Genomic DNA, 19,686 nt, shown 5'->3' with positions numbered 1-19,686 from the left:
TGTTCTGGCAATCCAGCGAGGACCGCGCCTGGCGGTCGGTCGTCGACATGCTTCTGACGTTCGAATCGAAGGGCGCACAATGCCGCGTTACGTCAGTTCCGGCATATGAGCACACCGCGAACCGCGCTTGTCGTCGGCGCGGGCATCGCCGGGCTCAATGTCGCCCACCAGCTCGCGCACCGCGGCGTCGAGGTGACGGTGCTGGAAGCCGAGCGCGTCGGCGCGGGCGCCTCGCACGGCAACGCCGGATGGGTGAACCCCGCGCAAACCGGTCCCTTCCCCGAGCCCGGACTGATGCGCGACGGGCTCCGGCATCTGCGCTCGCCCGAGTCGGCATCGCGGATCGCCGCCCGCGACTACCCACGGCTGTTGCCTTGGCTGGCGTCCTTGGCCCGCCATTCCACCACCCGTCACTACCAGCGCGGCGTAGCGGCGCTGGCCGAGCTGGGCAAACGCTGCTTCCCGCTGCTGGATGAACTCGCCGACGAAGGCGTCGAATTCCGGCGCGTCGACGCCGGTCTGCTGGCCGTGGCCCGCCAGATCGATGCCGTGCGGGCATTCCGCCGCACCCGCGAACCGTTCCGGGCCGCCGGATTCTCGCTGCCGGAGACCATCCTGGACGCCGACGCGCTCCACGAGCTGGAGCCCGCGCTGTCGACGCTGGTCCGCTACGGCGTCGAACTGCGCGATCACGTTCAGATCGATCCAGGCGCGTTCGTCGCCGCTCTGGCCACGCATCTCCGCGGCATCGGGGTGCGCATCGAGGAAGGAGTCACCGCCACCCGCTTGACTACCCGCACCGGGGTCGCGACCAGCGCGGGCCTCCACCACGCCGATGTGGTGATCGTCGCGACCGGAGCCAGTACCGCCTTGATCGGCAGACGATTCCCGGTCATCGGCGGTCGCGGCTACAGCTTCGACGTCCCCGCCACCACCGCGCTGCGCCGATCGGTGCTGCTCTTGGACGACCACATCGCCTGCGCGCCGCTCGGCGACCGGCTGCGCATCGCCGCGGGCATGGACTTCGGGCCCTCGGCGCGGCTCAGCGCTCGGCGGCTCGACCCCATCGCCCGCTGCGCGTCGGTCATGCTCGACGGCATCGATTGGACCGACCGGCGACACGAGTGGACCGGGCAACGACCACTGACGCCGGACGGACTTCCGATCATCGACCTACTGCCCGGTCACACCGAAACCTTCCTCGTCACAGGGTTTTCCATGCTCGGCATGACGCTGGCCGCGCCCGCCGCCGAAGCCCTCACGCGCTACGTCCTCGACGGCGTCCGCCCGCCGGTTCTGACACCGTTTCGCGCCGACCGATTCCGCCGGCGCTGACCGTCCTTCTCACCTGGAGGTACGCATGCCCGTCTCGGTCGAAGCCCAGCAGGTGCACGACAGCGCCATCGTCATCGACCTGCACGCCGACACTCCGAAACTGATATCCCGCGGCTACGACTTCACCGTCCGGCACCGGCCGCGCTGGCCGATCAGCCGGTACGTCGGGCACGTCGACCTGCCCCGGATGCGTGAGGGCGGTCTCGCCGCACAGTGGTTCGGCATGTGGACGGCCCCCTACCCGCGCCGCGGCACCGCCGCCGACATCCACCGCCAACTCGACGCACTCGACGACACCGCCCGCGCCCATCCCGGCAGTTTCCGGCTGGCGACCACCGGCGACGACATCCGCCGGGCACGCGCCGAAGGAGTCAGCGCCGGGCTGCGCGGCATCGAGGGCGGCCAGGCGCTCGAAGGCGACCTCGGCAACCTGGTCGCCTTCGCGCGGCGCGGCGTGCGTTACCTGGGCTTGCTGCACTTCAGTCGCAGCGAGATCGGTTGTCCCGCAATGGGTATCGGACGGAGCCGGGACGACGGGTTGACCGGCTTCGGGTGCGAGGTCGTCGACGCGTGCGCCGAACTCGGCGTGCTGGTCGACCTCGCCCACATCAACCGTCCCGGCTTCTTCGACGCCATCGCCCGCGCCCATGGACCGGTCATCGTCTCGCACACCGGCGTGGCCGGAGTCCGGCCCATGTGGCGCAACATCGACGACGAACAAATCCGCGCCATCGCCGACACCGGCGGCGTCGTCGGGGTCATCTTCTCCCCCGCCTACCTCGGCGGCGAACTCGACGCCGTCGTCGATCACCTGCTGCACATCATCGATGTCGGCGGCCGCGAGACCGTCGCCCTCGGCTCGGACTGGGACGGATTCATCAGACCTGCCCGCGGACTGGAAAGTCCCGCCCAGCTACCACTGCTCACCGACGCGCTGCTGCGCCGCGGCCTGGCCGCCGAGACCATCCACATGCTTCTCGGCGGCAACGTGCTACGCGTGCTCGACGCCATCTCCCCCAGCCGCTGACGAATGCCGATCCGAGCCCGTCAGCGAAAACCGTTCGCCTACTGCGGCATTCCCGCCGCGATGGGTGGCGCGGTTTCGGTGAGGCCGGTCATGGACCGCGGTAGGGGGCCTCGGTGGAGGACGCCGAGGCGTTGGGTGGCCCGGGTGAGCGCGACGTAGAGTTCGGCCGCGCCACGTGGGCCGTCGGCGAGGATCCGTTCGGGTTCCACGACGAGGACGGCGTCGTATTCCAGGCCCTTCGTCTCCGAGGCGGGCACCGTGCCCGGCACGCCGGACGGCCCGATCACGATGCTGGTCCCTTCGCGACCGGCTTCGTCACGGACGAATTCCTCGATGGCGGTGGGCAGTTCGTCTGCGGTGACCTGCCTGGACCACGGCTGGACGCCGCAGGCGCGGACCGATTCCGGCGGCTCGACCCCGGGTGCGAACTCGGCGAGCACCGCGGCGGCGACGGCCATGATCTCCGCCGGGGTGCGGTAGTTCACCGACAGCGACCGGTAGACCCACCGGCCCGGCACGTACGGCTCCAGCATCGCGTCCCACGACGTCGCTCCGGCGGCCGACCGGCGTTGGGCGAGATCGCCGACCACTGTGAAGGATCGGCCGGGGCAGCGCCGCATCAGCACTCGCCAGTCCATTTCGGACAGCTCTTGGGCCTCGTCGACCACGATGTGCCGGTAGGTCCAATCCCGGTCCGCCGCAGCGCGTTCGGCGACCTCACGGGTGTCGCGTTCGAGGAATCGATCCGCGAGGTCCTCGGCGTAGAGCATGTCCTGGGCGAGCAGATGGTCCTCGTCGTCCATCAGGTCCTCGCGGCTGATCATCAGGTCCAGCACGCCCGCGGCGTACGCGGCCTCGTCCTTGCGTTGCCGCTCGGCGTCCGCGTCCGCCGACTTGTCGCGACCGAGCAGGTCGACGAGTTCGTCGAGCAGCGGCACGTCCGACACCGTCCAGGCGTCGCCGTCGGCGCGCCACAGCGCCTGGTCGGCGCCTGCCGCGCGCAACCGTTCGGGAGACGAATACAGCTCCGCCAGTATCGTTTCCGGCGTCAAAACAGGCCAGAGTTCGTCGAGTGCCGCGGTGAACTTCTCGTCGTCGGCGAGTTCCGCGAGAAGGTCCGCCCGCAGCTGCTCCCAGGCCTCGCGGTCGTCGCGGGTCAACCAGCCCCGGCCGATCCTGGCGATCGCCCGCTCGGTGAGGACGTACGTGACGATCTCGCTGAACACCGCACGAGCCTCGTTGTGCGGCAACCCACTCGCCCGCGCCTCCTCCCTGGCCCACTCGGCGGTCGGTGCGTCGATCCGCACCGTGACGTCCTTCAATTCGATGGGCAACGGATGCTCCGGCAGCCGCTGGCGATCGGCGACCGCCGCCGCGAGCACGTCCAGGATCTTCAGCGAGCCCTTGAGCCGTGCGGCTTCCGGCGCGTCCTCGGCGGTGACGTGCAGATCCGGCACGAGATCGCCGGTGGTCGTGAACACCACGTTTGATTCGCCGAGCGACGGCAGGACGCGGCCGATGTGCGTCAAGAACGCCGGATTGGGCCCGACCACGAGCACACCGTGCCGCTCCATCCGCTCGCGCTGGGTGTAGAGCAGATACGCCACGCGGTGCAGCGCCACCACCGTCTTGCCGGTGCCCGGCCCGCCCTCGATCACCAGCACACCGGGGTGATCGAGCCGGATGATCCGGTCCTGTTCGGCCTGGATCGTCGCCACGATGTCGCGCATCCCGGCACCGCGCGGCGCGTTGACGGCCGCGAGCAATGCCGCGTCACCGCGCTCGCCACCGTCGGGACGACCGAGCACCTCGTCCGTGAAATCGACCAATCGCCTACCACGCGTGTGGAATTGGCGGCGGCGGCGCATGTTCTCCGGATGCGCGGCGGTGGCGGTGTAGAACGCGCGCGACGCGGGCGCTCGCCAATCGAGCAACAGCGGTTCGAACTCGTTCTCCTCGTCGAACAGACCGATTCGGCCGATGTACAGACGTTCGCCCGACAGAGAGTCCAACCGGCCGAAACACAACCCGTTGTCGGCCACGTCCAGCCGCCGCACCTCTTTGCCCAGCGCGCGCACCTCGAAATCCCGTTCCATCGCTGACACGCCGTTTCCCCGCAACGCCGCGCTGTAGCGACTCTTCACTCGCGCGCGCTCGGCGTCGAGCCGCGCGTAGAGCCCGTCCACATAGCTCCGCTCGGACCGCACTTCGTCTTCGTACCGCTGGGTCGGCACTCGCACTTCGCGACACCTCGTTTCCGCTGGTTCCGGCTTCGGCGGGCAATTGTGCGTGACGACCGGGGCCTTGCCGCAAGCCCCCCTGTGCGCTATATGTTGAAAGTGGAAAGGAGCGGGGGACGCTTTCCATTCATCGTCCGACGCGGTCGGGCAACCTCCTCACCAAGCCGGGCGAGTGCTCCGAACGGGTGCTGATTTCGGCCCTCGACCAGGTCATTTCCGCCAGAAGAAGTGGTGCACGATACCGCTCGGGCGCGGGACCCGCTCCAGATGGAAACGGTCGACGAGTTCGTCAGGGCTCGTCCACAGTCGTTCGCCGCGACCGAGTTCGACCGGCGCGACAGCGAAGTGCATTTGGTCGATCAGATCGGCGTCGAGGAACTCCCGGACCGTGGCGACACCGCCGCCGATCCGCACGTCCTTGCCCTCAGCGGCCTCGAGCGCCCGCGCGAGCGCGTCCTTCGGCGTCGCGTCCAGGAAATGGAATGTGGTTTCCCCCAGGGTGATCGACGGCCGCTCGTAGTGGGTGAGGACGAATACCGGTGTGCGGAAGGGAGGCTCGTCGCCCCACCAGCCCTGCCAGTCGTAGTTCTCCCACGGTCCCCGCTGCGGACCGAACTTGTTGCGCCCCATGATCTCCGCGCCGATGTTGTTGCGGTAGTCGCGAGTGATGTAGTCGTCGAGGCCGTAGGTTCCGCCCGGCTCGGTCCGGGTGGGCCAGTGCGCGGTGGCGCCCGCCCAGGAGAAGAACGCACTCGGATCGGCGTGACCGAACGGACGCTCGAAGCTCTGCCCCTCCCCCGTGCCGTATCCGTCGGCGGACACCATGAAGTTCTGCACGCGGACCATCTGTGTCATCGGAACTCCCTTTCTGGTTGCAAGATGCAATCGGTTAGAACCTAACCTAGACTGATCCCGTGTCGCAACCAGTTGCCCATGACAAGCTGCCGGTGTCCCCGGGGAAGTCGGGCTGCCCGATCAACATGACGGTCGAGCTGCTCGGCGACCGATGGAGCTTGATCGTCTTGCGCGACATCATGTTCGGCGGCAACACCCACTTCCGCGAGCTGCTCACCGCGTCTATCGAGGGCATCGCGTCGAACATCCTCGCCAATCGCCTCGCCAAACTCGTCGACGCCGGACTGCTCACCCGCCACGACGACCCGAGCCACCGCCAGAAGGTCGAATACCGTCTCACCGAGGCGGCGATCCAACTCGTCCCGGTCATGGCGCAGCTCGGCGCGTGGGGCGCGCGCTGGCTGGACACGACGCCGGAACTGACCGTGCGCGCCGAGCTGCTGGCCGCGGGCGGCCCTCCTCTCTGGGACCGATTCATGGCCGAACTCCGGGCCACCCACCTCGAGGGAGCGCCGGCACCCTCCGATGGGGTGCTCGCGGAACTGACCGCCGCCTATCAAGAAGCGGCCGCCGAGGCGGGCTGACCGTGGTCGCGGGCGCGCGTCGAGTTCGAGGCGCCGCGCCGCGATCAGTCGCCCTTATCCCGCCGACATCCGTTCGGCCGCCCGGGGCCGATCGCATCGATCAGCACCGACCAGTTGCCGAATATCGTTGATCAGCGTTCCGTGCAGCTCGGAGCCAGGCGCGACGCTTCCGGCCGGTCGGACGCGAGACGGCCGCGAACGGGCTCGTAAGACTCGTCCTGAGAGCGGTCAGGAAGGAGCGACCGGGCCTGGAAGTCGGCGGGACTGGCGTCAAGGGCGCGGACTTCCGTCGAGGAAGGCAGGCGGCTGTTCCGGTGCGTATCCGCCGCGCCGGAAGCGATCCAACCCCTGTTCGGTCCCGAGTTCGGATCGCAGCCCCGGATTGCGCACGTAGAACACGAACAGGTGATAGACCCGGGTCGGATCGGTCTCGAGGTCCTTGTGGCCGATGTCGATGGTTCCGTAGCCGGTGTCGGCATCGCCGGTGACGAGCGTGATCACGTTGGTTCCGCTGCCTGCTTTGAACCCTTCTCGACGGCTGCGGGCGCCAACGGCAGAGATGTCCTGCCAGGCAACCTTTTCCGGTCCCTTGCCGTAGTCGATCGAGACGTGATGTGCCGTGAGCAGGATGCCGACGTCGTCGAGGACCCTGCGAGGACGGTATGTGCCGAGACCGATCAAGATCGCGACCAGGCCGGGCAGGGAGATCAGGAAGAAGAACGCGGCTCCCATCGACCAGTCGTCGTCCAGCGAAGCGATGAATCGCCACAGCCCGGCCACGAGCAAGCCCACCCCGACCGCCGTGCACACCACACTTCCGATCGAGGAAGGGCGCGAGACCGGCAGCACGAGCGCGGATCCGGCATCGGTGGCGCGAATATCGGCGGCCACCGGGGCGGTTCGGGGAAGTTCCGACCAGCCCCACCCGGTGAAGGAGGCGGCGAGGGGACCCAACAGCACGAACCCGAGGAGTGCCGCCCACCGATCCTCGCCCTGACCCGTCACACCTCCCCAGATCACGCCGGCAACGAGGGGCCACAAGACCAACGCGCACGCGAACGGCAGCACCGTATACCGGTATGCCCCGAACGCCTTTCGCTCCCAATCCGCCGGTAGCGGCAAGCTGGACGTACTCCGATATCTCCCCACGACGTCTCCTATGCCGATCTCGCCGCCTTACGCGTTCGCCGATCTGATGGAAGCCTCGGACGCACCCTGCACGATCTGAATCAGTTTCGGCACCATTCCGACGATCGTCGACGCTTCTTTCGCAAGCTGCAGCAGGATATTCGACAACTTCGTGCCCGCGCCCGCGATGCTCGTGCTGGCGCGGGCGACCGCCGCGAAAGACGCCGTTCCCCCGGTGCAGATGATGATCGCGGCAGCCTCGACCAGCACACCGGCCAGCCAGTTGAGGAGTTCGGTCACGACACCGCGGACACCCTCGACCAGGTCACCGAGCGCGGCATTCACTTTGCTCAGCGAGGTGGCGAGGGAGGCCTGAGCCTCGATGTCCGCCATGAACGCGTCCGCCTTGGTTTTGTAGGCCGTACTGGCGGCACCTGCCCATTCACTGACATCTTTGTCGAGTTCGGCGTTCCATGTCGCGGCGGCCTCGGTCAGCGCACCGGAGATGTTCTCCCAGGACTTGGAATACGCCTTGACCATGTCCGGGTTGCCGGTGACCCAGTCGAGCGCCTTGCGCAGCGGCTCGACATTCTCCAGCATCCAGCCCATCAGCAGGGCGCCCACGATATTGAACGGATCGAACTTCGCCAGCGGAACCCCCGCGGCCATGCGGCTCCGGTACTCCAGCACATCCGCCGCGGCGACGGCGACCGAAGAAGCTTTGAGAGCCGCGCTGTACAGGTTCTTGACCGGGTCTTCTCCGTTCAAGGCTTCCTTGACCAGCCCGCCGGCTTCCCACGTATCTCCCAGCGGCGTACCTTTCAGCAGCCCTGGTTCGGCGCCATCGCTGTTGATCCTCGGAAGCAGCGCCTTCTGGTCGAAACCATAAGCCTCGTCGTCGTCGACCTTCCCGTCGATCAGGTCATTGCCCGCAGGCGGCGCAGCATCGTTGAACGGCACGAGTCCCTCCCCCTATTCGATCTGGTTCTGTTGACGCTCGATCTCGGCTTTGCGTCCGGCATCGAGGTTTTCGAAGGTGTCCGCGCAGTACCGTAGCGTCTTCGGCAGCGTCTCGGTCGTTTCGACGATCTTCTGCAGGCTGTCGGTGATCCGATCGTGCAGCGAGCCCACCATCAGATCCGCGTACCACCCGACGAAAACCCCGTAACCGTCGTCCAACTTGGCCACGTAGTCGGCGGCCTGCTTGGCTTTGCTGACGTTCCCGAGGGTCGATTCGACCGCGCTGGCATGCGCGCGTACTTTCTCCGGATCGACGACGATGTCGTCAGGGTTCCACATCTATGTCCTCACTCCAGCCGCAACTTCCTGCCTGCGGCAGGGTCCCATGCTCATCACGCAGCTCGCATAGCAGTCCTTCGGTTCCGTCCTCTGTGTTGGACGCGCTGTCGACCCGTTCGGTTCCATCGAATGTCGAGCCCCCGACCACCATTTGGCTACCGTCGATAGAGAAACGGATTCGACGGTAGTCATATGGTGGCTTTCGAAGATCGAATAGCCACCATATGACTACCGTCGATTTTCGCCGGGCGGTCAGGAGGTGGCGCGCATGGATTCCATGAGCACGCCCGCGAAGAAGCGGCTCAAAGCCTTGTCGGACACCGGGTTCCAGCCCGGCGCGACCTGCTTCATGTAGCGCTCCAGGTAGACGACCTGCTTGCCGGCCAGGACCAGGTTGCGCGGGATCGTCATGCCGTGCTCGTCGGCGAGCGCGCGCAGTTCGGTGCCGACGTCGCCGAGCCGCAGCATGCCGACCGGCGCGTCGGCGTGCATGGCGGCCGCGCGGATGCGCTCGGCCAACTGCTCGACCGGTGCGGAGGGACTGAGCACACCCAGGCGCACCAGCGCGCGGGCCGCCGCGGTGAAGTCGCCCAGGAGCAACAGCGCGGCGATGCAGTGTTTGATCTGTAGCCGCGTCGGCTCGTCGAGCTCGCCGACGATGCCGAAATCGATCAGTACGACCCAGCCGTCCCGGTCGATCAGGATGTTGCCCGCGTGCAGATCCCCGTGGAAGAAGCCGCCTTTGAGTGCGGTGTGGAACAGCGAGAGGGTAAGCCTGCTCATGATCGACTCGCCGTCGAACGCCTCGGACTCTCCCGGCGCGGGCTCGATGATCGTCGTCCCCTCGATCAATTCCATGGTGAGCACCGAGCGCGAGGACCACTCGGGATGCACCTCGGGCACCCGAACCTGCCCGGTGAAACCAGCGGCCGCCAGTTCCGCGGCCCACCGCCGCATCGCGTCCGCCTCCGCCGTGAGGTCCAGTTCCCGCGGCAGCAGCGAGGTGAACTCCTCGATCACGCCGGACAAGTTCCATCGGCGTCCCTCGTCGGTCCAGCCGAGCACGACGCCAGCGCAACGCAGCAGCGTCACGTCGGCGGCGACGGTGTGCTCGATGCCCGGCCGGACGACCTTCACCGCGACGGAACGACCCGAGCTGGTCACCGCGCGGTGCACCTGCGCGATGGACCCGGACGCCAGCGGCTCGTCGTCGAATTCGGCGAACAACCGGCCCACCTCGACGCCCAGGCTCGCCTCGATCTGCCGCCGGATCAGCGCCGCGTCCACCGGCGCGACCCGTTCGAGCAGCGGAGCGAACTCCCGCGCCGCCGCTGGACCGAACACGCTCGGCGAGGACGCGACGAACTGACCGAACTTCACGAAGATCGGCCCGAGCGCCACGAACGCGCCGGGCAGCTCCGCGACAAGCACCGACCGGCGACCGGTGCACCGCCGCACCAGATCTCGCGCCAGCACGGGCGCGAGCACCCGGACGATGACCAGAACGCGGGCGGCGCCGCGTGCGACCGCCGTTATCCGAGTGAACACCAAGGGCCCCTTTCCGAAACTATCGCTCCGCCAATGCTTCCGATACCGTCGATCGCCCTGCGCCGATCGCCGGGAAGAGCGCGCCGACCAGACAGATCACCACCGCCGAGCCCGCCATCAGCACGGCGACCGGCTCCGGCTCGAATGCGACCGGAAATCCGGTCAGCACGCCGAGCACCCGGCAGCTGACATATTGCAGCGCGAGGCCCGCCACGAAGCCGATAGCGCCGCCGACCGCGCCCACCGCGCACGCTTCCGCGACGATCATCCCGGTGGTATGCCGCCGAAGCGCGCCGACGGCCCGCAGCACGCCGATCTCCCTGCGCCGTTCGAGCACCGCCAGGGTGAAGGTGTTCAGCAGGCCGATGGCCGCGACCGCCGCGATGGTCCATTGCAGCGCGACGGCGATGACGCCGGCCTGCGCGAGGGCGGCCGTCGTCCCGTGCAACGCTTCCGCTCCGGAGTAGACGTACATCACCGACGGCAGATCCGCCCGGATCCGTTCCATCACGTCGTCGACCGCCGCTCCGGGGCGGAGCTCGAGCTCGTAGTACGTCGCGCCCGGTCGTGCGTACCACTCCTGGAGATGCGGAAGACTCATGGCGAGAGTGCCGCCCGCCACGCTGACCGTAGAGATCACCTCTTCGACCCGCACCTCTTTCGGGCCGGACGGTGTGGTCAGCCGCAGAGTGTCGCCGACCTCGTAGCCGCGCGTGTCCGCGAGCTGCCGCGACACCGCGACCCCGGCTCCCGCAAGCACCCGCTCGCGGGCGTCGGGCGACATCGCCGCCGACGTCACGGCATTGCTGCCCGGCAAGAGCCCCTGGATGGTGACGAGCGCGCCGCCCACATCCGCGTACGCCCACTGGCCGGGCACCACGCGGGTGACATCGGGAAGCTCACGCAACCGGTCACCGATCGAGGGGTCGATGAGCGCACCCGCGGGCAGCACGTCGGCGGGCGTCCGCGTCACGTACACGTCCGTATTCACGAGAGACGCATAGGATTTCGTCGTCGAATCGGCCATGCTGGTGAGCGCGCCGGAGACGGCGGTGGCGACGGTGATCGTGACGACGACCGTCGCGACGTTGGTCCAGGTGCGCCGGGGGACCCGCGCCAAGGTGGCCGCCGCGAGCAACCCCACCGAGCCGAACGGCCGTGCGAGGCCGATGCACAGCCCGACGAGCGGCCGGGTCGCGGCGAACAGGGTGGCCAGCAGGCCGAGGGGAAAGGTCACGGTCGCCAGCAGCGCCGCCTGCCCGTCGGCCGCCATCGCCAGGTAGCCGGTCGCCGCCAGCAGCGCCACCCCGCAGACGCCCGCCGCGATGCTCGCGGGCGACACCGTCCGCACTGGACGGGCGAGACCGCCGAGCGCCTCCACCGGCGACATGCGAAACACCTGGAGCCCCGCGCCCGCCGCCGCGATCAGGCACGACACCAGCGCGGCCAGCACCGCGAGGACCGGGGCGTACCAGCCGACGCCGTAGGAGATCTCGGCCGTGATCGCCTGGATCGCGAAAGCGGGCAGGTGCCCGATCGTGTTGCGCCCGAGCAAGATGCCGGCCACGATGCCGAGGACCGCACCGACCAGTCCGTACACCGCGCCCTCGACGAGCAGATGCGCGTAGATGAGCCGGGGATCGGCGCCGACCGCGCGCAGGATCGAGATCGAGGTCCTGCGCTGGCTCACCGCCATGTGCATCGTGTTGAACATGAGGAACACCGCGACGACGAAGGCGACCAGCGCGACGAGCAGCGCCGAGGTGCTGAGCAGCCGGGTCGACTGCGCCGCCTGGTCCACCTCGTAGCCGGGGCTGGACACGAGATAGGCGTCGCCCGCGGCCGCGACGAGCCCGTCACGCACCACCGCCGGGTCGGCGTTCTCGGCGAGCACGATGTGCACCGCGCCGACCTGGTCCGGCCTACCGCTCACCTGCTTGGCGAGCCCAAGCGGCGCGAGAACGAAGTCGCCGCGGTTGAGTTCCGGTGCGTCGACCGTGCCGACGACGAACAGTGGCGTGCCGCCGATCTCGACGCGCTCCCCCGCCGCCAACCCCGAGTTCCGCCCGGCGACGATCGCGTTCTGGGTCGTCAGGATCTCGGTGTTCCGAAGCACCGCGGGCAGGATCGCGTCGGTCAGCGGGGAACGCAGCGCGGCGATCGAGCTGTCGGCGCCCATCAGCAGCGTCGTCGCGCGCTCGCCGTTCGCGCCGAACTCCACCTGCTGCTGCACCACCGGCACCGCGGCGCGCACACCGGGCACCCGGGCCAGCACCGCGGTCATGTCGGCGCCGACGCCGGCGTCGGTCGCGCCGTGCACGGTGAACGCCGCGTCGCCCGCGATCGCCTCCGACAGCCGCGCCACCGAGGCCGTGATGGACCCGTAGGTGGTCAGTACGGAGACCAGCAGCGCCGACGAGACGCCGACGATCGCCACGATGATCGCGGTGCGCTTCCAATGGATCAGGCTGTCCCGCAGGGCCAGCAGCCGGAAGCGGGCCGCGACGGTCCCGATCGGGCTCATCGCAGTTCCCGGTCGGACTGGTCGGAACGAATCCGTCCGTCCAGCAACGCGATTCGCCGGGTAGCGGCCTCGGCAGCGCGGGGATCGTGCGTGGCCATCAGCACGGCGCGCCCGTCGCCGTCCTCGGTGATCTCACCGAGCAGGCGCACGATGTCGCGGCCGGACTGGGAGTCGAGATTGCCCGTCGGCTCGTCCGCGATCAGCAGCGGCGGATTCATCGACAGCGCCCGGGCCACCGCCACCCGCTGGATCTGCCCGCCGGACAGTTCGGCGGGCCGGTGCTCGGCGCGCGCACCGAGACCCACCCGCTCGAGCAGGCGCACCGCGTCTCGCTTGGCGTCCTTGTAGGAGCGACCGTCCAGCAGCTGCGGCACCGCGACGTTCTCGGCCGCCGACAGCGTGGGAACGAGATTGAAGGACTGGAATACGAATCCGATGCTGCGCCGCCGGAACAGCGCCTGCCGCCGATCGTCGAACCGCTCGATGTTCTCGCCGCGGAACAGCACCGCACCGGAACTGGGCCGGTCGAGCGCGCCGACGACGTTCAGCAGCGTCGTCTTGCCCGAGCCCGAGGGCGCCTCGAGCACAACCGTTTCCCCGACGGTCACCGTCAGCGTCACGTCGACGAGGGCGGGCACCTCCTGGGTGCCGCGAACATAGGATTTGCTCACCGACCGCAGCTCGAGCAGGGGCGCGTCCACAGCGGTCACCTTAGCCTTCCCGCCCCGCGCGCGGGCCCAGCTGAACCGCTTCTCGACTCCGTCGACATCCGCCCGCCGACGGCCATCAGCCGTGGTGGTAGTCGATGTTCAACGGCCAGCCCTGGCGTAGGTGGAGCGATACGGCTTGAAACAGCTTGTGCTCCGATTCGGCGTTGTCGGGCAATTGCAGGTGGAGCGCTTGCACGAGATCGAAGCGGTGCAGTGCCACAACGGTGTTCACAAGTTCTCCGTATGTACTGGCGGCGGCGATGGTCGACCTATAGGCCAGCACGGTGAGGATGGCGGTCGCGAGCGCGACGGTGACCAGCCACCAGCCGGAAAGCAGGAAAGCGGACACGACGCCGAGCGAAGCGAACGCGACAGTGAAGCGGCAAGCAAAGTCCAGTTGATCGCGGGCGTCATCTGTGGTCGCGGCTGCGCGTTCCGGCAGCAGACTGTGCAGAAGTGGCCAGGCGGCAACGATATCGAGGCCGTAACGATCGGCCGGACGGTCTTCGGCGGCTCGGAGCGTATTGCCGAGCCGGGTGGGCAAGAGGCGTTCTCTGCTCGGCAGCCTGCTCAGCGCCGCAGCAGCGGCGAGTACCTTGCTGTTGTCGGCACTGTCCGGGTCGCGGGTTTGCTGCCGTGCGTTCAGGTGGTTCCAGCGGAATGTCCAGAGGGCCCGCATCGGCAGACCGATGATTTTCAGCGGGCCTCGGAGCAGCGGATATCCTTCGAGCGCGCGGACCAGGGCGACCTGAAACGGCTGAAGCACCAGCACAGCGACCAGGACAGTCACCGCGATCACCGTCCACTCGGTGGCGCTGAGCCCCTCGAGTGTCTTGACCAGTCGCTGACGGCTCGGCGGATGACTCGGCGCGCCGGCGGCAAGTTGCACGGCGACGCCCAGCACAACGACAAGTGCCGGGAGTGCCCCGACAACGGTGAGCCGGCGACCCAGATTCTGGCCGAGGCCAGGCAAACTCGCGGCCGTCATCGGATCTCGGCCACCATCGCATCCGAGTGAACCGGGCACCGGGGTAGCTCTGGCGCGTACAAGACGAGGCCGAGCCGCTGGGTACAGCCGGGCTGAGGACAGCGCAATGCGACAACTTCCCAGCGAGGCCGGCCTGGTAGCACCGCACGTCCCGCCAGATCGGCATCGCGCCGCAGATACTGCGGTGGGGGCGGCAACGTGTACGCCGCTGTGCGGGACAGGACACCGAGAACCTCGCCCCTGTGCAGAACGAGAACCGACGTACGATCATCGTCGTCGTCGAAGTACGTCAATGCCGAAGCCACCGCGGGATCGGCGTCGGCATCGACGTCGACGACGATGGTCGGCACGTGTTCGCTGGGTTCGGCCATACGGTCGAGTTGCGCCGTCAGCGCTGCCAGCGTGATCATCGAGGCTCCTCTGTCTGCAATACAGATCCCATGCCGCCCTGGCACACGAACGCAGCCCAATACGCCGGGTGAGGGTAGCGTCGGCGCAACGCCTTGCGTGCGTTGTCGAGCGCGATCGGTGGCGGTTCGCCTGTCCGCAACCGGGTGTAGAAATCGATCATCAGCTCGGTGGACTGCCGGTCAGGAACCTTCCACAGTGCCATTACCAGGCACCTGGCACCGGCGAGCGTCACAGCGCGGCGCAGTCCGAACACTCCTTCCCCCACGTGTGAATCGCCATGAGCTGTATCGCAGGCGGACAACACAACCAGCTTGGTCCCGGTGAGGTCCATATCCGCCAAGTCCGCTGCGGTGAGGACGCCGTTTCCGGCGGCCGGCGGAAGGTCCTGGCCCACCAGCCAAGAGTTTGCTCCCGCCAGGGCCAGACCTGACCGCAGCATCGGATCATCCACTCCCTCACCGGACAGTCGCTTGAAGTCGTCCTTCGGGCTTACCTCGACGAACTCGATCGGAGTGGACAAGACGCCGTCGAGGCTGACGAGCTGACGTTGCGCATCCGCCGCAGCGATCGTCATGCCCTCGGCGAACTGTTCGGGGCGCAGCACAGGTGGCCGCACGGCACTCGCGAAGAAGCCGTGAGTGGCGAGGTGAAGCACCAGCGGACTGCGGGCGCTGAGCACCTCCGTTTTGACCGCGTGCGCCCCTGTCACCGACGTGACTTCGAGTAACGCGGCGACCTCCTCGCCCTCGATGTACGCCCCCGGAAGCGGGGCGAATGGCCCAGTCGCGCCGGATGACGCCACCAGATCGAAATCAGGGGCGGCTATCACCATCGGCTCGGTGTGCGATGACGAAGCTGTGCCACGCGTCAAGTCCTGACTCGCGGAGACATAGGACACCAGCCAGCGATCCATCACGTGCCCGCCGTCGTCCAACGGCAGTGCCTCGAACGGCAGGCGGGTCAGTTCGCCATCCGGGGAGAGCATCAGATGCTCGACACCGTCCAGATGTGGCACCAGCGGTTCGATCAGTGCGCGGCGCAAGTCGGCAGAACTGTCCGTCTCTGCCTGCTGACCACTGAGCTCCCGCACGGAGGTGTCGACGAGGCGGTCGATCAGATCACCGTCGGCCAGATCGAGCATCACGGCATTGGTTCGATCGCGCAAGATGATCGCCGCATAGCGCGTCCCGCGCCGCATGCCTGCCTCGCTGCGGTCCTCCGAGTGGAAGTCGTAGGCGGTGAAACGGCGGAACTCGACGAGCGCGGCCTGTGACGGTATCGCAGAGACGAGCTCGCCGAGCGGCCTACCGAATAGGTCCGAATCGCTCACACGATGGGTCCGAGTAGCGATCTCCGCCTCCATGGCGTCCAGCTGTCGGCGACCGGCGAAAAGCCGATCCTCGTGCTCCTTCTCCTGCCCAGGTGCAGGCCCTGCCAGCCGCCACGCTCCGATCATCGCGCGCAATTCAGCTGCTTTCTGGGCGAGCGTGGATACCAACGGGTCGGCGTCGGACATGCGTGCGGCACGATCGATCAATGATCTTGCCGCGCGCGTGGTGAGGCCTTTGCGTCGCAGTGCCGCGCTGGCGACGATGGCAGCCGCCGCCGGATCGCCCGACAGCTCGGCGAACACCAGGGACAGCATCTGGTCCACCCGGAACTGAGACGCGCTCGCCGCCGCCAACCACTGGCGCTGTGACCCACGGCTGAACACTTCGATCAGCCAGCGATCGTCGAGGGCGAGAGCCTCGTCGAAGGTCGTGAGCGCCTTGACGGCACGACCGGTCGAGGCGAACAGCTCGGCGAGATTGGCAAGCAATTTGCTCAGTCTGTCTGCGTTGTCGGGCAACGGACGCAGCAGAGCGATGGCCTCCGTGAGCCGTTGCTCGCAGTCTCGGTCCCTCCGCATACGAAAGTCCAGCCGGGCAAGGCTGTTCAGGACCGTGACGCGTTCGGAAGGACCTGCGTCGGCCGGCTGTGCCGCTACGACCTCGCGGAGAGCAGCCGTCGCTTCCTCGTACCGGCCGCCCATTTCGTAGAGCGCACCCAACGAGGTCAGCACAGGTACGCACTGCTCCGGTGACGCCGCCGAACCGCGGAATACCTTCAGCGCGTGCTGATAGTTGCGTTCCGCGTGGTCGAAGTGCCCCATCGAGTGGTAGACCTGCCCGATCATGTGCACAGCATGGGCAACGCCAGAGCGGTCGCCGGTGTGGACGAACAAGTCCATTGCGGACTGCAGCACGTGCTCGGCCTCACGCAGGTCCTGGGCGCGGATCAGCCGAATACCTAGATGCAACAGCTCATTGGCCGCGGCCGTCGCACTCGCTTCCTCGCTCAACCAGACAGGTTCGCTGGACGCTTCCATGTGCTCGCGCACCAAGCCGTGGACTCGTACCAGAGGCTCTGTCGCCCCTGCGAGATCTCCGAAACACTGCATCAGGTGACCGATGCCCAGCAGTGCACCGATCTGCAGCGGGCGCCCTACCTCCGGCGAGAGCTGCGATGCGTAGTGCACAGTCCGCTGCCAGTGTTCTTCGGCCTTGTCGCCGGACTGGAAATAGGCGGCCAGCTTTCCTGCCAGCAAGTGACTTTGTGCGCGTAGCCACGCGTCCGCCGTGGGATCTGGCTCGCCCGGTCCCGTGCTTGTGGCCAGCTCGGTGTACAGCTCGAGAGCTCGCTCGAACTCGCCGGCATCGGCCGCCACGCTGGCCGCGTCGAACAGCGCCTGCAGTAGATCCGGATGACGAGGCGGCACCAACTCGCGCCAGCCTCGCACGATGTAGTCCGCGAAGGCCGCGGCCCGCTCGTTGTCGCCCATTTTCTGGGCGACAAGCAGCACGGTGGTCGCCCGTTCGAGCACAACCTCGTCATCGCCTCGGATCGTTCTGGTGATCTCCCATCCGGTCGTGGCTAGCATCAATGCGGCGGCGAACTCATCCTTGCCTAGGCATTCGCGTAGCAGCTCGTCATTCGCGCGCAGGAGATCGACGTGCAGTGCTTCCATGCATGCTTTCCGCAGAACCTCGGCGGCCGCACTGTAAGCACCTTGCGCTCGAAGGTTCGCCGCTTCCAGTAACGCTGCCGTACGGATCTCGTCCAACCCTGCCAATCTCCTCGTCCCCTGGCGCGAGTCGCGGCTAGTACTGGGGGGACATTATCTCAGTAGTACCGTTCGCGTCGTTGGAGGTGCCGATACGGTCGCCAGGCACGCGGCGGTTCACCTGCTCGGATCGTTGGAGACCGGTCCCCCGACGAAGGGATGGTGACGACCGACGGCGGCGAGGCGCGGGTGCGACAGCGCGAGGCGATCGACTGGCGGGAGCCCCAGCCTGCGTAGTTCGGTCGGCATGCTGAGCAGCGTCGCGCTTCGAAACCTCACGGCCGCCGTCATGTTGGCGGGTGTGCTCGTCGGCTGTGGCAGCTCCGGTCCGGAAGCGCCGAAGCCGCGCGTGCCGAAGATCGCCTTCAACGACGGATGGCAGTCGGTGTTCGTCATGAATCTCGATGGCAGCGAGGTCGTTCGGATCGGTGCGGGCAGCGATCCGGCTTTCGCTCCCGACGGATCCAAGATCGTGGTCGGCGGGCGGGCCATCGCGACAATGGATCCCGACGGCGGCAATGTCGTCGAGCTCGCCGTCGACGGGTACGGACCCACGTTCTCACCCGACGGAACTCGGATCGCCTTCGCGCGCCGGGGCGCCATCCACGTGATGAACAGCGACGGCAGCGAGCCGAAGCAACTCACCGCGACGCCCGACCCGACGGGCCCTGGCCAAGCCAGCTCACAGTCTCCGGCGTTCTCGCCCGACGGTTCCACGATCGCCTTCACCAGAAACGGGGGCATCTGGCTGATGGAAGCGGATGGATCCAACCCGCGACCGCTGCTGGCCGACCCGCACTGGAACTCCGACCCGACCTTCACCCCGGACGGGACCGGGATCGTGTTCAGCAGCAACCGCGGCGGAAAAGACCGCTCCGAGATCTACCACATGAACGTCGACGGCACCGGCGTGCGACCACTCACCGACGACTGGACCGTACATCCCACGTTCTCCCCCGACGGCACGAAGATCCTCTTCACCCGCAATCCCGCACCCGAACCCGGGGCCGAGATCTGGGTGATGAACAGCGACGGCACTGCCGCGCAACGGATTTCCGATCCGCGGCAGACCGCGCAGCATCCCGGTTGGGGAGCCGTCGCGGCGAACTAGCCGACGATGTAACCGGTGTAGACGCCATTGGGCCCCGGAGCTTCGCAGCGCGTCCATGGACTACCGGAATCGCGGCGGCGAAGCGGGGTGCGCTGCCGTGTCGGGGCTCGTCGCTAATCTGCCTGACATGGTCAGCCCCGATACGGCGGTACGTCGCCTGCTGCACGAGATAGGAAAAGCGCTGGAGCCGTATGGGTTTCACGGCAATGAACCGACTTGGACCCGAGTCGCGCCGGGTGGCGTCGCTTCCGTCGGTCGCAGCCGCGTCTCCCGCACGTGGACCGACGGACAGCAGGTTCTCGGATTCGGCTTGACCATGAACGCCACGCCTACCGCTTGGTGGGAGTACTGCAACTGGCGCAACCTCCGCCTGGGCCTGCCGCCCATCCCTGTGGAAGCGGCCACCGGCCCCGATCTGATCGGTACCGAATCCCTACCCGACGAACTGACCGAGCCGTGGACCCTGCGGCTCGACCCGGCACAAGCCGGCCGCCACGCGCTGCAATCCGACATCGACACCATCCGCGCCGAACTCCCCCGCCGCGTCCATGCCTACGCGCGCAGAGCATTACGGCTACTGGAACCGGACACCTACCTCGACGAACTATTGGCCCGACCCGACCGGCAGACCACGGCCTGGGCGGCGATCGTCGTCCTGCTCGCCGACCACGGCCCGGGACCGCGACTCGACGACGCCATAGGCCAACTCCGCCAGTGCGTCTCGGACCAAGACGGGTCGGCCTACGCGGAGGATGTCATCACCTACGCGCGAACTCGCGTCGACCAGCGTCCGGTCGCCTAGCGGACGCGGGTGGCCGGTCCG

At 67.8% G+C, this 19,686-nt stretch carries 16 protein-coding genes; 5 read left to right on the top strand and 11 right to left on the bottom strand.

Annotated features, from left to right (window positions below; genetic code table 11):
- Positions 1-105: 105 nt before the first annotated feature.
- On the top strand, positions 106-1,335 hold the full coding sequence (locus tag FB390_RS19055; protein ID WP_141810150.1) for an NAD(P)/FAD-dependent oxidoreductase: 1,230 nt from the start codon (positions 106-108) through the stop codon (positions 1,333-1,335).
- Positions 1,336-1,360: 25 nt separating this feature from the next.
- Positions 1,361-2,362, top strand: coding sequence for a dipeptidase (locus tag FB390_RS19050; RefSeq protein WP_141810149.1), 1,002 nt, complete (start codon positions 1,361-1,363; stop codon positions 2,360-2,362).
- A 38-nt stretch (positions 2,363-2,400) separates the two neighbouring features.
- Here the strand turns inward: FB390_RS19050 and helR are convergent, their stop codons facing one another.
- Positions 2,401-4,596: an RNA polymerase recycling motor ATPase HelR gene (gene helR / locus FB390_RS19045; protein WP_185757259.1), complete on the bottom strand. Its 2,196-nt coding sequence runs from the start codon at positions 4,594-4,596 to the stop codon at positions 2,401-2,403.
- Positions 4,597-4,812: 216 nt separating this feature from the next.
- Positions 4,813-5,457 (bottom strand): dihydrofolate reductase family protein, encoded by a 645-nt coding sequence (locus FB390_RS19040; RefSeq protein ID WP_141810148.1) that lies wholly within the window; start codon positions 5,455-5,457, stop codon positions 4,813-4,815.
- A gap of 59 nt (positions 5,458-5,516) precedes the next feature.
- Here FB390_RS19040 and FB390_RS19035 point away from each other — a divergent pair, with 59 nt between their 5' ends.
- Entirely contained in the window at positions 5,517-6,041 is a 525-nt protein-coding gene (locus tag FB390_RS19035; protein WP_246124103.1) for a winged helix-turn-helix transcriptional regulator, read from the top strand.
- Positions 6,042-6,311: 270 nt separating this feature from the next.
- Here the strand turns inward: FB390_RS19035 and FB390_RS19030 are convergent, their stop codons facing one another.
- From FB390_RS19030 to FB390_RS18990, 9 genes are all read right to left on the bottom strand, one after another.
- Entirely contained in the window at positions 6,312-7,046 is a 735-nt protein-coding gene (locus tag FB390_RS19030; RefSeq protein WP_185757088.1) for a hypothetical protein, read from the bottom strand.
- Between the two features lie 171 nt (positions 7,047-7,217).
- Positions 7,218-8,129, bottom strand: a complete 912-nt coding sequence (locus FB390_RS19025) for a WXG100 family type VII secretion target (protein WP_141810146.1) — start codon at positions 8,127-8,129, stop codon at positions 7,218-7,220.
- A gap of 12 nt (positions 8,130-8,141) precedes the next feature.
- On the bottom strand, positions 8,142-8,468 hold the full coding sequence (locus FB390_RS19020) for a type VII secretion target (protein WP_141810145.1): 327 nt from the start codon (positions 8,466-8,468) through the stop codon (positions 8,142-8,144).
- A 252-nt stretch (positions 8,469-8,720) separates the two neighbouring features.
- On the bottom strand, positions 8,721-10,016 hold the full coding sequence (locus FB390_RS19015) for an ABC1 kinase family protein (RefSeq protein WP_185757087.1): 1,296 nt from the start codon (positions 10,014-10,016) through the stop codon (positions 8,721-8,723).
- A 19-nt stretch (positions 10,017-10,035) separates the two neighbouring features.
- The gene (locus tag FB390_RS19010) at positions 10,036-12,540 is read right to left on the bottom strand and encodes an ABC transporter permease (RefSeq protein WP_141810143.1); all 2,505 of its coding nucleotides are present in this window, start codon (positions 12,538-12,540) and stop codon (positions 10,036-10,038) included.
- On the bottom strand, positions 12,537-13,241 hold the full coding sequence (locus FB390_RS19005) for an ABC transporter ATP-binding protein (protein ID WP_246124102.1): 705 nt from the start codon (positions 13,239-13,241) through the stop codon (positions 12,537-12,539). Before FB390_RS19005 ends, FB390_RS19010 begins: the two co-directional genes overlap by 4 nt.
- Before the next feature lie 85 nt (positions 13,242-13,326).
- Complete coding sequence (locus FB390_RS19000) at positions 13,327-14,238, bottom strand: hypothetical protein (protein ID WP_141810142.1); 912 nt, start codon at positions 14,236-14,238, stop codon at positions 13,327-13,329.
- Positions 14,235-14,648 (bottom strand): hypothetical protein, encoded by a 414-nt coding sequence (locus FB390_RS18995; protein WP_141810141.1) that lies wholly within the window; start codon positions 14,646-14,648, stop codon positions 14,235-14,237. The genes FB390_RS19000 and FB390_RS18995 overlap by 4 nt, the downstream gene beginning before the upstream one ends.
- Complete coding sequence (locus FB390_RS18990; RefSeq protein WP_141810140.1) at positions 14,645-17,752, bottom strand: CHAT domain-containing protein; 3,108 nt, start codon at positions 17,750-17,752, stop codon at positions 14,645-14,647. The genes FB390_RS18995 and FB390_RS18990 overlap by 4 nt, the downstream gene beginning before the upstream one ends.
- Before the next feature lie 247 nt (positions 17,753-17,999).
- On the opposite strand from FB390_RS18990, the gene FB390_RS18985 reads away from it, so the two are divergent.
- Both FB390_RS18985 and FB390_RS18980 read left to right on the top strand, forming a co-directional pair.
- Positions 18,000-18,863 carry a TolB family protein gene (locus FB390_RS18985; protein ID WP_141810139.1) on the top strand — a complete coding sequence of 288 codons (864 nt, stop codon included), beginning with the start codon at positions 18,000-18,002 and terminating at the stop codon, positions 18,861-18,863.
- A 127-nt stretch (positions 18,864-18,990) separates the two neighbouring features.
- Positions 18,991-19,665: a hypothetical protein gene (locus tag FB390_RS18980; protein ID WP_141810138.1), complete on the top strand. Its 675-nt coding sequence runs from the start codon at positions 18,991-18,993 to the stop codon at positions 19,663-19,665.
- Positions 19,666-19,686 lie beyond the last annotated feature (21 nt).

It is taken from the genome of Nocardia bhagyanarayanae, from assembly GCF_006716565.1.
Lineage (GTDB): Bacteria > Actinomycetota > Actinomycetes > Mycobacteriales > Mycobacteriaceae > Nocardia > Nocardia bhagyanarayanae.
The sequence above is the reverse complement of the archived record's forward strand: the minus strand, read 5'-3'. Positions and strand labels throughout refer to the sequence as shown.